Genomic DNA, 12,992 nt, shown 5'->3' with positions numbered 1-12,992 from the left:
GTCGTGGTGCCGGTCGCCGCCGTGGTGCCGCCCGCCGCGCCGCTATAGAGCACGTTGCTGGATGCGGTGGCGCTGGCGAAGCTCGTCGTGCCGCGCAGGTCGGCGGCGGTCGCACCGGAGATGGTGGTCGAGACGTTGGACTTGGTGGAGTAACCCACCGTGGTCTGCAGCGCCTGGTTGGCGATCGACTTGGCGCTGTCGATCAGCTTCTGCAGCGAGGTGATGCCGGTGTTGGCAGCCTGCAGCACCTGCACGCCGTTGGCGATGCCATCGAGCAGATTGTTGATGTCGCTGGCGCGGTTGTCGAGCGACTGTGCCGTGAAGAAGTTGGTGGGATTGTCCAGGGCCGAATTGACGCTCTTGCCGGTCGACAGACGGCTCTGTGTGGTGGCGAGAAGATCAGCGGTGGACTGGAGGGAGAGTAGGTTCTGACGAACCGACGAAGAGAGGACGATACCGGACATTGAGTGTTACCCTTCTGGTACGCAACGCAACAAACAAACTTCGATTAGGATTAATCGATGCCGGGACGGTGAACGCAGACGGCTAACAAAGCATGAAGCGTGTCGCACCAGTCCTTGCGCGGATTCACCATACGCGCGTTCGGAGCCTGATCCGCTCCCCCCATATCGTCATGATAGGATGACGCTTTTTGGTGCAGCGACGAGCCATTTGCCACTTGTCAACCATAACTCAGAGTGAGCAATTGGCTGCATTCGAATGCATCATTCCCGGTTCGTTATGCGGCACCTGATGCCGGCGCAAAAAAGAAAGCGGCGGGGCCGAAGCCCCGCCGCCGGATCTTGCTTGCGATGTCGTCCGCGACTTAGCGGAGCAGCTGCAGCACGCTCTGCTGCGACTGGTTGGCCAGCGACAGCGCGGAGACCGCGATCGACTGGCGGGTCGACAGCGCCTGGCTGTTGGCCGCTTCGGTGTTGGTGTCGGCCAGCGTCAGGTTGGACGAACCGGTCTGCAGCACGTTGATCAGGCTCTTGTTGAAGTCCTGACGAACCTGCACCACCGAGAGGTTCGAACCGAGGCTCGAGGCTTCCGAGCGCAGCGTGCTCGACGCCGCGTTCAGGTTCGCCAGCACCTTGTTGGTCGCGGAGTTGTCGATGAAGTCGACGCCGCTGGTCAGGGCAGCGAGGCCCAGACCCTTGGAGTTGTAGGTCACGCCGGTGATGCTCAGGTTCGACTTGCCGGTCTCGTCGAACACCAGCTTGAGCTGGTCGCCGTTCAACAGGTTGACGCCGTTGAACGAGGAGTCCTGCGCGGTCGTGTCGATCTGGTTCAGGATGTTGTTGTACTGAGAGACCAGGTTCGCACGCGAGGTCTGGGCAACGGTGTCCTGGACGGGGCTGGAAGCCGTCGAGAACGTCAGCGACGAGGTCAGCGTGCCGCCGATCGCACCACCTGCGGCGCTCGAACCGATGGTCGAGGACGCATAGTCGTTGGTGGTGGAGACCGTCAGCAGGCCGTTGGCGTCGATCGTCGCCGTCAGGTTGTTGGCCTGAAGCTTCGTGTTGAGCTGATCGAGCGTCTTGACCGTGCCGTTGGTGCCGTCGCCGAAGGTGACGTCAACCGCCGTGCCGCCGTTGAAGGAGGAGAAGGTCAAGGTCTTGCCGCTGATGCCGCCGATGCCGGAGGTACGAGCCGCGGTGAACGCTGTCGAGGTGCCGGTGTTGCCGGCAAGACCAAGCACGTTCAGCGCGTTGCCGGTGCCGGTGATCGACAGATCGGCATTGACGCCGGTCGAGAGCTTCAGCGCGCCGGAAGCGTTGATCGACGAGTTGGTCTGGCCGGTGGCGGTCGCAAGCGTCGCGGTGCCGTTGGCATTGATCGTCGCGGTCTGCACGCCGGTGGCAAGGTCGATCGCCTTCAAGACGTCGTTGACCGTGCCGGCCTGCAGGTAGACCGTCGAGTTGCCGTTGCCGTCGGTGAGGACGTTGCCGCTCGCACCATAACCGCTCGGAACGCTCGGAGCACCGGTCGAGCCCGGGACCGGCGCGTTCTTGAAGGTGATGACGTGGCCGTCGACGTTCAGCGTCGAACCGTCCGCGATGGTCGCACCGAGCGAGGCCGAGCTCGTGGTCCGGTTGACGTTGACCGTGGCGTTGCCGCCGCCCACGGACGTCGTCAGGGCGAGGGCCTTGAGCAGGTCGGCCTTGCCGGTGACGCTCAGATCCGCGCCTGTCGAGCTCCTCAGCGTGACGGCGCCGCCGGCAACGGTCGAGGCGGTCTGGCCGACGCTCGTGGCGATCGTCGCAGCACCCGAGCTGATGGCAACTGTCTTGACGCCGCTGGCCAGATCGATCGCGCTCAACAGATCGTCGACGGTTGCAAGCGTCGCAGGCGTGCCGGTGCTACCGAGATAGACGGTGGTATTGCCGCTGCCGTCGGTGACGAGATGGCCGCTGACGCCCGAACCGGAGGGGACACCGGTCGCCGCCGGCGCGACGCCGCTGCGGAAGGTGATGGTCTTGCCGTTCACGGTCAGGGTGTCGCCGTCGGCGGGCTGGGCGTTGCCGGCCAGGCCGCTGGCGCTCGTGCCGTTGGTGGCGATCAGGGTGATGGTGCCTTCCAGGGTCGTGGTACCGCCGGCGCCGGTCGTTGCGCCAGTGCTCGCGAAGACGCCGATGCTGGCGCCGAGCGTCGTGGTGCCGGTCGCCGCCGTGGTGCCGCCCGCCGCGCCGCTATAGAGCACGTTGCTGGATGCGGTGGCGCTGGCGAAGCTCGTCGTGCCGCGGAGGTCGGCGGCGGTCGCACCGGAGATGGTGGCGGAGACGTTCGACTTGGTGGAGTAGCCGACCGTGGTCTGCAGCGCCTGGTTGGCGATCGACTTGGCAGAGTCGATCAGCTTCTGCAGCGAAGTGATGCCGGTGTTGGCAGCCTGCAGCACCTGCACGCCGTTGGCGATGCCATCGAGCAGGTTGTTGATGTCGCTGGCGCGGTTGTCGAGCGACTGGGCGGTGAAGAAGTTGGTGGGATTGTCCAGGGCCGAATTGACGCTCTTGCCGGTCGACAGACGGTTCTGCGTGGTGGCGAGAAGATCAGCAGTGGACTGAAGGGAGAGGAGGTTCTGGCGAACCGACGCGGAGAGGACGATGCCTGACATAACTCTGTTACCTTTCTGGTAAACGACGCAACTGTTACTCGTCTGCTTGGATCGAGAGTGACCCAGCGACCGGCGGACCGTGGCGCCGAGACCTCTAACGAAACATGAAATGAAATCCGTGCCTTTGCCGGGTTTCGCGTGATTCGGCCGGGGACGCCGCGCAAGATCGCCGCGCAGCCGCAAGGGTACGACCTTGAAAATATTGCGGTTTCCCGCGTGAACGGCTGGAATTTACAGCTCGTTAACTAATTCCGAGCGAGAATCACGTCTTAATAGGCCGCAACGAGCGCTCGGTTACGAAAGCGTTGATGGAGAACAGGCAATGGCCCTCAAGGTCGAGCTCAGACCGCACGAACGCATCATCGTCGGCAACTGCGTGATTACCAACACGGACCAGCGTGCGCGCCTCCTGATCGACGGCGACAACGTGCCGATCCTGCGCGAGCGCGACATCCTCACGCCGGAGACCGCGGATTCGCCGGCGAAGCTCGTCTATCTGGCGGTCCAGCTCATGTACATCTCGCCGGATCCGCAGAGCCAGCACGGCACCTATTTCAACCTGGTGCGCGATATCGTCACCGCGGTGCCGAGCGCCTGGCCGATCATCGAGGGCATCAACAACAACATCCTGAACGGCGACCTCTACCGGGCGCTGAAGGATGCCCGCAAGCTGATCGCCTATGAAGAGAAGCTGCGGAGCCAATTCGAGGCCACCCATCCCCAGACGGAAGCGGCCAAGGACGTGAGCTCCGCCGCCTGACCATCGACGCAAACGACAACGGCCCCGGATCGTCTCCGGGGCCGTTGTCGTTTCAGCCATGCACCAGTGCTATTGCGCCGCGAGCGGCGGTGCCTCGACCTCGATCATTCCGTCGGCGAACCGCCGGCTGCCGAACTCCAGCACGGCCTCGACCAGCGCGTCGATGTCCGCCTCCTCGGTGCGATGATTGACGATCGCGGCGCGGATCGCAAACCTGCCGTCCAGCGTCGTGCTCGAGGGAGCTGCTATTCCGGACTCCTGGATGTCGGCGACAATCTCGCGATTAACCGCATCATCGGCACGATAGCGGAAGCAGACGATGTTGAGGTTGACCGGCGCCAGCAATTCCAGCCGCGGTTCGGCCATTACGCGGGCCTCCAGATATCTTGCCAGCGCGCAGCTTCTCGTAATCGTCGCACCGAGCCGATCGGTACCGAATGTCTTCAGCGTGAACCACGTCTTCAGCGCACGGAAGCCGCGCGACAGATCGGGACCGAGATCGCAGGGCCAGATCGCGCCCGCCGCAAGCCCCCTCGCCTCGCGGCGCAGATAGGCCGCGGGCTGTACGAAGGCCTGCCGATGCCGCTCGCCATCGCGCACCAGGAGAAATCCGGCGTCGTAAGGCACTTGCCCCCATTTGTGGAAGTCGAGCGCAATGGAATCGGCGAGCTCAATGCCGCCGAGCAGCGGCGCGAGCTCGGGCGAGAAGATCGCGAGCGCGCCGAAAGCGCCGTCGACGTGAAACCAGATGCCCTCCTCGCGGCACAGCTCCGCGATCGCCTTGAGGTCGTCGATCGCACCAATGTCGACCGTGCCGGCAGACGCAACGACCAGGAACGGCTTGAAGCCGACCTCGCGATCAACAGTGATTTGCGCACGCAGCGCGGCTACGTCGATGCGATGATCGGCATCGACGCCGACCTTGCGCAGCGCATCGGTGCCGAGCCCGGCGATGTCCATCGCCCTGGAGACGCAGCCATGCGCGGCCTGCGACGTATAGGCCGTCAGCGCCGCACCGTCATTGCCGATGCCGTATTGCCGCGCCAGCGTGCCGAGCGCAGCCGTGCGCGCCACCAGCACCGCCATCAGATTGGCCATCGACGTGCCCGTGACGAAGATGCCGCTCGCACTGTCCGGGAACGCGAACAGGCGGCGCATCCAGTCGACGATCTGGCGCTCGACCTCGATCGGCATGTGGTCGCGTCCGCCGAGATTGGCGTTGAGGCCGGCCGCGAGCATGTCCGCGACCATGCCGACCGCGGTGCCGCCGCCATGCACCCAGCCCATGAAGCCGGGATGGACGTTGCCGGTCGCATACGGCGCGACGTGCTCGGCGAATTCGCGATAGACCTCGGCGAGGTCGCTCGCCTCGCGCGGCACGTCGGCCTTGAAGGCCGCGCGGGTCGCATCGGGAATCGGCTGCCAGACCGGGCGCGCCCGGACGTTGGCGATGCCGTCGATCGCATCGTCGAGCATGCGATGGGCGAGCGCGCGAAATTCGCTCCAGTCCTGCGGGTCGAGCGAGGCGTGCGCGACGGAGCTTTGCGCGCTGCGGATGATCTCGTTCATGCTGCACTCCCCTCGCCTGCTCTTGCATGCCGCGACAGCATCACCGAGAACGCCGCAAAGATCTTGCGCATCTGTGGCGGCTTGTAGGGAAACACGGCCGGCGAATCCATGTTGTGCACGACAGCGGTGTTGTCGGCCTCGAACACCAGGAGCTCGCCGTCCTGGTTCTCGGCGCAATCGACGATGAAATAATCGAGGCCGACACGCCTGCTCATCTCCTTGAGCGCGCGTCCGTGGCGCGCGGCGAAGGCGTGATCGAAGTCGCGCATGAAGATCGCTTCTTCTGCCCGCTTCTCCTCGCTGAACGCCATGTAGGCGTTGAGATACCAGATGTCCCAGCGGTCGGCGATCGCCATGTGGCAGGCGTAAGGTTTGCCGTCGACCATCGCGAGACGATATTTGCGGTAGAGCCCGTCGGGGTTCACATAGTCGACGAAGCGCGCGACGAAAAAATCCTGCTCATTACGCTCGGCAAGATAGGCTGCGAGCGCGGCCGCATCGTCGAGCTTGGCGAGTCCGACGCCGGCATGAGAGCCACGCGGCCGCGCGATCATCGGAAAGCGCAATTCACCCGCGATGTCCCGGCAGGCGATCTGCCCTCGCGAAAGATCTGACAATTGCGCGCGCGTCGCGTGAATGGTCGCGGGAATATCGAGACCCGGCACGCCGGCCAGTAGCCGATGCAGCTTGTCGCGATCGAGGTTGCCGATGCGATCGGGACGATTGAGCAGCGGCCGCGGCCAGTGCGGCGCGGCCTGCTCGATCGAGGCGAGCGCCTCGCGGCATTCCTCGGAATCGGAGGCGACCACGATGGCGACGTCGTGCTCGGGCAAATTCTCCGGCAGACCGACGCCCTTGACAACGTAGAGCGTCAACAGCTCGATGTCGGAGCCTTCGAGCAGGAAATCGATCGGCGTGTTGCCGCCCATGTCGATGTCGGCTGCAAGCGCGAGTACGCGCGAGCCCGGCTTCGGAGCCGCGCTCGGCGTGCGAAACAATTGGTGGAAGCTCAGCACCTCCGACTGGATCGCAAGCCCCTGATCCTTGTCGCCGAGTAGCTGGGTGATCAACGACAGATCCAGTCCTTCGCCTGCCAGTGCGGTCCCCGCCGCGATCCGCGCCAGCAGCTGGTCGCGCAACGGATGCAGGTCGACACCTTCGAAGGCCTGGCGCGTCAGTTGCGAAAAGCCGATGCGATCGGCGTAGTTCGCCGCGGTCATGCGGAGCGGCGCGGAAACCGGATGCTGCATCTCACACCTCGAACGCGGAGTTTACCGGCACGGCCGCGACCGCGCCACGGTCGAGCAGCAGCTCGATCTTTACCAGGACGTGGGCGATGCGATCGAGAATTTGCTGCACGTTGCGTTGCGCCTGCGCGATGTCGGGCGACCAGGCCTCGGTCACGAGCCGTGCGCCGACGCAGAGGCGCAGCACGGCCTGCGGTGCCTCGTCCTGCCGCTCCAGACGGACCGGCTGGCCGATCAGGCAGCGCTGCACGGCGACCTGCCGGTCCGCCGCACTGCCGCCGATCGCCTCGTTCATGTCGCGCGCCAATGCCCGATGAACGGCGGCGGTCTCGGCGATCGAGACCGGCTTGCCGTCGCGCAGCAGGATGAACGGAAAGATCGTGGTTTGTGCAAATTCCTCATCATCCGCGCCGGCAGTCCCGATCGCGGATGGAACGGGGCGAAGCGACGGCGACAGCGCGATCATGCTGTCGATGCCGGCGGCGAGCTCGGCGAGTATCTCCGCGCGGAAAGCCCCGGGCACCGTGTAGTAGCGGCCGATCTCGGCCAGCGCCGCTTCCCAGCGCAACCATTGACCGAAATTCGGACGGCGCTCGAAGCGCGAACGCAGCGCCGTCCAAGCCACCGGCCAATCGCAACGGCCGGCATAGTCGAAGATACCAGGCGCGATCCCCTCGACCCGGTCGAGCGACCGCGAGAGGCCCTTCGGCACCAGCACCGCGCCGCTGAAGGCAGGTCCACCGAAGAATTTCGAGCCCGTCATCAGCACCATATAGCCGCGGTCGAGATAGGAGCGCAGCCGGCGGCGGCCGAGCCGGGCCTGGCAGGCATCGACGACGATCTGGACCTTGCGCGGCCAGCGCCGCGCGATCTCGTCGAGACAGGCCGCGCTCGGTGCGCGCCAGCCGAGCTTGGATGCATCCATGATCTGGAGCAGCACGGGCGCGCCTTGCGCGATCGTGGCCTCGACCGCACGCAGCACCGCGGCATCCGTGTCCGCGCGCATCGCAATCCCGGGCTCAGTCGCGAGCAGCGGCAATGCGAGACTGGCGCCGGCGAGCCCGGCAACCGCACCGTCCTTGCGAACCGCAAGGCCGCTCGCCGTCATGGAGCTGAAATGGTGCCCGCGGGCGGTATGGATCGTCCCGCTTCCGGTCTGGTCGGCGCCTACTACGATCGTCACCGGCGGCGCCCCGAGCACCGCGCGCGCCAGGAACAGGGCGTGGAGCTGGGAGTCGGTGCCGGAGGGCGAGAACACGACGTCGACGCGCGGCGAGAGCTGGAGATGGCCGCGCAGCTCGTCCCGCATGTCCTCGCAGCGCGCATCGAAGGCGATCTCGACCTCGTCGAACAGGCACTTGTGCATCAGCTCTTCGCGCGCCAGCGCGGCACGGTCGTAAGCCACTTGCGAGATCGTCGATGCGGTCGAGGAGGCGAAATTCCAGATCTCCGGCTCCGGCGAAGCCGCGCAGCCATAGCCATTGACGCGATCCCTGGCGTCGAGCGCCAGCCGCGGATCGCCGCCGGAGACCAGCAGCGTGTCCAAAGGTGTGAAGAGATCGCGCAGGCGATAACGCGAGCCGCCGTCGGGGGCGCGCTCCTGACCTGACAGACGGGATGCGCCGGCGCTCATCCCGGAAGGCTCACGCCGCATCGGCCGCAGCCGCCGGCGCGAATTGCGAGGCGATATCGCCGTGGAACACCGACGGCCCGACGTGATCGAGCGAGCTCTGGATGTCGGCCCAGATCTCGCCGCCGATATCGGTCCAGCGCTTGCAGAAAGCGAAGTCCTCGGACAGATACGTGCCGGTCGCCGGATCGATCATGCATTCGAACAGCGCAAACCGGTTCTGGCTTGCCGCCAGCGTGTCGTGCGAATGCTCACGGAAGAACTGCAACGCCGCATAGTCCGGATGGCGGCACATCGCCTCCAGCGCCTGGCGCCGGATCATCAGGAAGCCGGTGCCGGCATAGCGCACCCGGGTGAAACCGTTGACCACGACGATGCGGTCGGGATCCTCGATCTCGAGCACGTAGTCGAGCGAGGCGGCCGGCACGTCGGTGCGGCCCGACTGGATCGCCCGCGCGGCCTTGTCCCAATTGACCCGCTTGATCGGATAGCAGCCGGCGACGACATCCGCGCCGCATTCGATCAGCCGAAACACCTGCTCCGGCTTGAAGCCGATATCGGCGTCGATGAACAGGAAATGCGTCGCCCTGGGATCGTCCAGGAACATCGCGACCAGATTGGCCCGCGCGCGGGTGATCAGCGCATCGCCGTCGCGCAGCAGCACTTTGAGCTCGAGATTGGACATGCCGTGCACGGCGCGCTGGAGCGCGAAGATCGAGCTCGCATAGATGCTCGACACCTGCCCGCCGAAGCACGGCGTTGCCACCACCAGTTGCATCCTGTCCGACATCGGCAGCTCCGCCCCGCTCCAATCCTCACCAAGAGGTAAAGAGGCATGGTTAACGGCGCCTTAACGCATCCTTACAAGAACTTGACGAGCGAGAGCTGCGCGAGGTTCGAGGTCACCTGGTAGGACGCCTGGAGCGCGTTCTGCAGCGCCAGCAGCTGGCTCGCGACCTCGTCCGGCGAGGCCGATTCCGCCTGGTCGATGATGGTCTGGAGCTGCGCCTTGGCCTGGGTCTGGCGCGTGCTCGCGTCCTTCATCGTGTTCTGGGCCATCGCGATGTCGGTCTGGATGTCCTCGATGCGCTGCTGGCCGGGCTGCTGGGTCAGCGCCTGGGTCGTGCGCAGGCTCAGCGCAGCGACCTGCCCGCCCGAATACTGCCCGGTCGGCGAGGTCGAGAAGGTCCCGAACACCGCGATCGCCTGCAGCTGCCGGCGGATCGCGTCCTCGTTCGCCTGGGCGCCGTACTGCACCGTGACGGAATCGTCAACGCGCGCCATCGCGGTCGAGCGCGCCGAGCCGGGCCCGTCATTGCCAAGATACCATTCCACGGTGGTGGCCGAGCCGTTGACCAGCGTCGTCGCCGAGCTCGCGGGCGAGGATCCGACCCGCAGCGGCGGCTGGGTGGCGGTCACCGGCGTCGCGCTGAAACCGAGCGAGCCCAGCGCGCCGGTATTCGAGCTCGTGATGTTCAGGCTCGCCGCATCGTCGGTGTTGATCGTGATCGAACCGCCATGGACCGTCGAGGGCTTCGACGTCCCCGTGATCTGGTCGATCTTGCCGAGCAGATTCTGGATGCTGTCGGTGACGTTGAGCTGGTTGCCGGTCGCGCCCGAACTGACGAAGGTCAGCGTGGTGCCGTTGACGGTGATGGTGTCGCCGGCGACGAAGCCCGGCGAGATCGAATCCGAGGGGCTCGCCCCGGACAGCGCGGTCGCGCCGGTCACGGGCGCCAGCGGCGCCGCCTGGTTGCTGACGGGCGTGCCGATCGCCGAGCTTGCGGTGTTGAAGAAATTGTCGCCGGCGACGATCGCGGATGCCGCCACCAGCGAGGTGTTGGCGAGCTTCGTGATCGCGGTGTTCAGCGCGGCGTTGAGGTTGTTCGCGGTGTTGGTCGGGTTGACGGGGGTGCTGGCGTCGATCGCGAAGCTGCCGAGCGGCGTTGGCGTCGCCGTCGACGCGGTCAGATCGATCTGCTCGGTCGAGCCGTCCGGCAGCGTGAACTGCACGCTCAGCTTGTCGCCATTGTTCGGGTTGACGCCGTTGAGATCGACCGAGAACGACACCGGCGAGCCACTCGGGCCGGTGATGGTCGCGCCCGTCAGGGTCGAGGATACCGCCTTGAGCTTCAGCCCGAACGGCGATCCGGCGGCGTCTTCCGACACCTGGATCGAGCTCGGCGTCGGCTGCGTCTGCACCAGGCGGCCCATGCCGTTGGCGCCGAGGTCGGCGGCCTGACGCTCCGCCATCACGGTCTTGAACCCCGCCTGCGTCGTGGTGCCGTTGATGATGTCGCCGGCATCCGCGACCGACTGCGTATTGACGGCGGTTCCGGAGAACAGATAGCGGTTGCCCGTCTGCGTGTTGAGCACGCCGACCATCGAGCCGAACTGGGCGGCGGCGGTGTTCTGCGCGATGGTCTGGCCGTTGACGTTGAGATCCTGCGCGGTGTTGGCCGCGCCGGTCTGCACCGTGCTGCGGATCTTGGTCAGCGACTGCAACGCCGTGTTGGCGAGGTTGATGCTGACATTGACGTTGGTGATCGTGTCGGTATAGGCGGCGATGTTGGAGAGCTGCGCGCGCCCGGCGATCGCAAAGCCCTCGTTGGTGCCCATCCCGGAATAATTCTGCGACAGCTTGCCGGTCGAGAGCTGCGTCGACAGGTCGGTGAGCTGCTGATTGATGTTGCGGATCTGCGAGCCGAGAATCGACGAAGAGTAGTTGATGCTGCTGATCGACATGTTTCAGAGCCCTGTTACTTGTTACACTTGAGCCTGGAGCAACGTATTCATCATGCTCTGCACCACCGACATGACGTGGGCGTTGGCGGCATAGGCATTCTGGAGCTGGATCAGGTTCGACATCTCCGAGTCCAGATTGACCTTGGAGGTCGAGTCGAACTTGGCCTGGAGCGTCGAGACCACGACGCTCTGGCCCTGCTGCAGCTGGGTGGCCTGGGTCGCGGAATTGGCCTGGACGCTCAGGAACTGCTGCAGATAATTCGAAACGCTGCCGGTGAAGGGCTGGCTCGCCGAGCCGAGACCGCTCGCTGGCGAATAGGAGAACACCGCCGAGGTGAGCTGCGAGTAGAGATAGTCCGAACGCGCGGTGTCACCCGAAGGCGTCACCGGCGAGGTGTTGTACACTGACATCCGGGTGGGGTCGGAGACCAGCTGCGTGTTCACGGCGATGCGTCCGGCAAGGCCGGTCATCTGCGAGCCCGAGGCGGTGATCGCGCCGGTGTAGAGCGCCTGTCCGCCGTCGGTGAACAGCGGCAGTTGCGGATTGCCCGAGGTCAGCGACGAGATCGTCTTGGTTATCGAGGATGAATTGACCTTGGCGAGGCCGCTGTTGTCGTCCGTGATCCGCAGCGTCGTGGCGGTCGCCGGCGACGGCGCGGCGGAGAACGTCAAATGCGAGGTGGAAAGCGCCGTGTTGAGTGCCGAAGCGATCGCGCCCATGCCGCCGGAGAAGTTCACGCCGATCTGCATCGGGTTGGCGTTGGCCGCGTTCTGCAGCGGCAGCGCCGCCGGGTCGGTGACGTTGACAAGGGTGACCTGGCGCTTCGTGTTGGTCGCCGTGTCGGTGTAGGTGAAGGTGGCGGTGTTGCCCGGCAGCGCACCGGCAAGGTCGATGTCGAAACCGGCCGGTGGGCCCGACACCGTGGTGCCGGCGGTGGTCTTGTCCGACAGCGCGCTCGACATCGTGGCGGCGAGCTGGTCGATCTGGTTCTGCGCCTGCACCAGCGTCTCGTCGCGCAGCTTCAGATCGGCCGCGATCTGGCCTGAGGAGACCACGTTGTTGGCGACGACGTCGACCTTCGAGCCGTTCGGCAGCACGATGTTGAGCGCGCCGACGCCGGACTTGGCCGGATCGATGTTGTAGAGCGAGGTGGCCGACAGCGCGCCGGCGGAAGCAAAGGTGAATTGCGAGGCGAGCCCGGCGCCGACGAGCTGGATGCCCGTCGTGGTGTAGATGTTGGCCTGGTTCGAACCGTCGGTGGTGACGCGCACGTCGACATATTTCGACAGCGTGTTGATGGCCTGGTCGCGCTGGTCCATCAGCGTCGCGGCCGAGGGGTCGTTGGCCGACAGGCCCTGCAGCTTGGTGTTGATGTCGGCGATCTGCTGCATTGCGACGTTGGCCGCTTGCGCCGAATTGCCGAGATCCTGCTCGACGTTGGAGCGCAGCGACTGGATGCCCTTGGTGGTGACGTTGAGCTGCGTCGCCAGCGCCTGCGCCGCGCCGAGCGCAACGGTTTGCGCCGATGAGGCGCCCGAGCTGGTCGACAGCGCTTGCAGCGCCGTGGTGAACTTGTTCAGCGCGGTTTCGAGCGTGCCGCTGTTGCCGGGCGTGCCATAGACATTCTGAAGCTGCTTCAGGATGTTGGCCATCTGATCGGCGTAGCCGCTGCCGCCGGTCTCGGTGCGCAGCTGATTCAGCACATAGGTGTCGAGCTCCCGGCTGACGCCGGTCGTCATCGCCGTCGAGCCGAAATCGCCGGTGGTGACCTCGATCTGGTTCGGGGTCTGGACGACGTAACCCGGCGTCTGCGCATTGGCGACGTTCGAGGAGACGATCGAGAGCGCGGCCTGGTTGGCACGCAGACCGCTCATCGCACTGGCGAGGGCTGAACTCAAACCCATGTTACTTGCCGCCTTTGGTTA

General features: G+C 65.4%; 8 protein-coding genes and 1 pseudogene. 1 reads left to right on the top strand and 8 read right to left on the bottom strand.

Going from position 1 to position 12,992, the window contains the following annotated elements:
- Positions 1-464: pseudogene (locus GGD65_RS12940) on the bottom strand (flagellin); the annotation flags it as partial.
- 362 nt (positions 465-826) lie between these two features.
- Positions 827-3,115 carry a DUF1522 domain-containing protein gene (locus GGD65_RS12935; protein ID WP_183235484.1) on the bottom strand — a complete coding sequence of 763 codons (2,289 nt, stop codon included), beginning with the start codon at positions 3,113-3,115 and terminating at the stop codon, positions 827-829.
- 322 nt (positions 3,116-3,437) lie between these two features.
- On the opposite strand from GGD65_RS12935, the gene flbT reads away from it, so the two are divergent.
- On the top strand, positions 3,438-3,875 hold the full coding sequence (flbT, locus tag GGD65_RS12930; protein ID WP_028144338.1) for a flagellar biosynthesis repressor FlbT: 438 nt from the start codon (positions 3,438-3,440) through the stop codon (positions 3,873-3,875).
- A gap of 69 nt (positions 3,876-3,944) precedes the next feature.
- Here the strand turns inward: flbT and GGD65_RS12925 are convergent, their stop codons facing one another.
- The 6 genes from GGD65_RS12925 to flgK all read right to left on the bottom strand — a co-directional run bounded on the left by GGD65_RS12925 (position 3,945) and on the right by flgK (position 12,971).
- Complete coding sequence (locus GGD65_RS12925; RefSeq protein ID WP_183235483.1) at positions 3,945-5,444, bottom strand: aspartate aminotransferase family protein; 1,500 nt, start codon at positions 5,442-5,444, stop codon at positions 3,945-3,947.
- Positions 5,441-6,694 (bottom strand): hypothetical protein, encoded by a 1,254-nt coding sequence (locus GGD65_RS12920; RefSeq protein ID WP_183235482.1) that lies wholly within the window; start codon positions 6,692-6,694, stop codon positions 5,441-5,443. Before GGD65_RS12920 ends, GGD65_RS12925 begins: the two co-directional genes overlap by 4 nt.
- A gap of 1 nt (position 6,695) precedes the next feature.
- On the bottom strand, positions 6,696-8,345 hold the full coding sequence (locus GGD65_RS12915) for a hypothetical protein (protein ID WP_183235481.1): 1,650 nt from the start codon (positions 8,343-8,345) through the stop codon (positions 6,696-6,698).
- Positions 8,335-9,111, bottom strand: coding sequence for a hypothetical protein (locus GGD65_RS12910; RefSeq protein WP_018317297.1), 777 nt, complete (start codon positions 9,109-9,111; stop codon positions 8,335-8,337). Before GGD65_RS12910 ends, GGD65_RS12915 begins: the two co-directional genes overlap by 11 nt.
- 71 nt (positions 9,112-9,182) lie before the next feature.
- Positions 9,183-11,066 (bottom strand): flagellar protein, encoded by a 1,884-nt coding sequence (locus GGD65_RS12905; protein WP_183235480.1) that lies wholly within the window; start codon positions 11,064-11,066, stop codon positions 9,183-9,185.
- A gap of 21 nt (positions 11,067-11,087) precedes the next feature.
- Entirely contained in the window at positions 11,088-12,971 is a 1,884-nt protein-coding gene (flgK, locus tag GGD65_RS12900; RefSeq protein WP_183235479.1) for a flagellar hook-associated protein FlgK, read from the bottom strand.
- Positions 12,972-12,992 lie beyond the last annotated feature (21 nt).

Source organism: Bradyrhizobium sp. CIR18, assembly GCF_014198295.1.
Taxonomy (GTDB): Bacteria; Pseudomonadota; Alphaproteobacteria; order Rhizobiales; family Xanthobacteraceae; genus Bradyrhizobium.
This window is presented reverse-complemented; position numbering and strand designations above follow the sequence as displayed.

Bases quoted from the DNA above. Each gene is read 5' to 3' on its own strand.
- GGD65_RS12935 (WP_183235484.1), bottom strand. From the start codon at position 3,115: ATGTCAGGCATCGTCCTCTCCGCGTCGGTTCGCCAGAACCTCCTCTCC.
- flbT (WP_028144338.1), top strand. From the start codon at position 3,438: ATGGCCCTCAAGGTCGAGCTCAGACCGCACGAACGCATCATCGTCGGC.
- GGD65_RS12925 (WP_183235483.1), bottom strand. From the start codon at position 5,444: ATGAACGAGATCATCCGCAGCGCGCAAAGCTCCGTCGCGCACGCCTCG.
- GGD65_RS12920 (WP_183235482.1), bottom strand. From the start codon at position 6,694: ATGCAGCATCCGGTTTCCGCGCCGCTCCGCATGACCGCGGCGAACTAC.
- GGD65_RS12915 (WP_183235481.1), bottom strand. From the start codon at position 8,345: ATGCGGCGTGAGCCTTCCGGGATGAGCGCCGGCGCATCCCGTCTGTCA.
- GGD65_RS12910 (WP_018317297.1), bottom strand. From the start codon at position 9,111: ATGTCGGACAGGATGCAACTGGTGGTGGCAACGCCGTGCTTCGGCGGG.
- GGD65_RS12905 (WP_183235480.1), bottom strand. From the start codon at position 11,066: ATGTCGATCAGCAGCATCAACTACTCTTCGTCGATTCTCGGCTCGCAG.
- flgK (WP_183235479.1), bottom strand. From the start codon at position 12,971: ATGGGTTTGAGTTCAGCCCTCGCCAGTGCGATGAGCGGTCTGCGTGCC.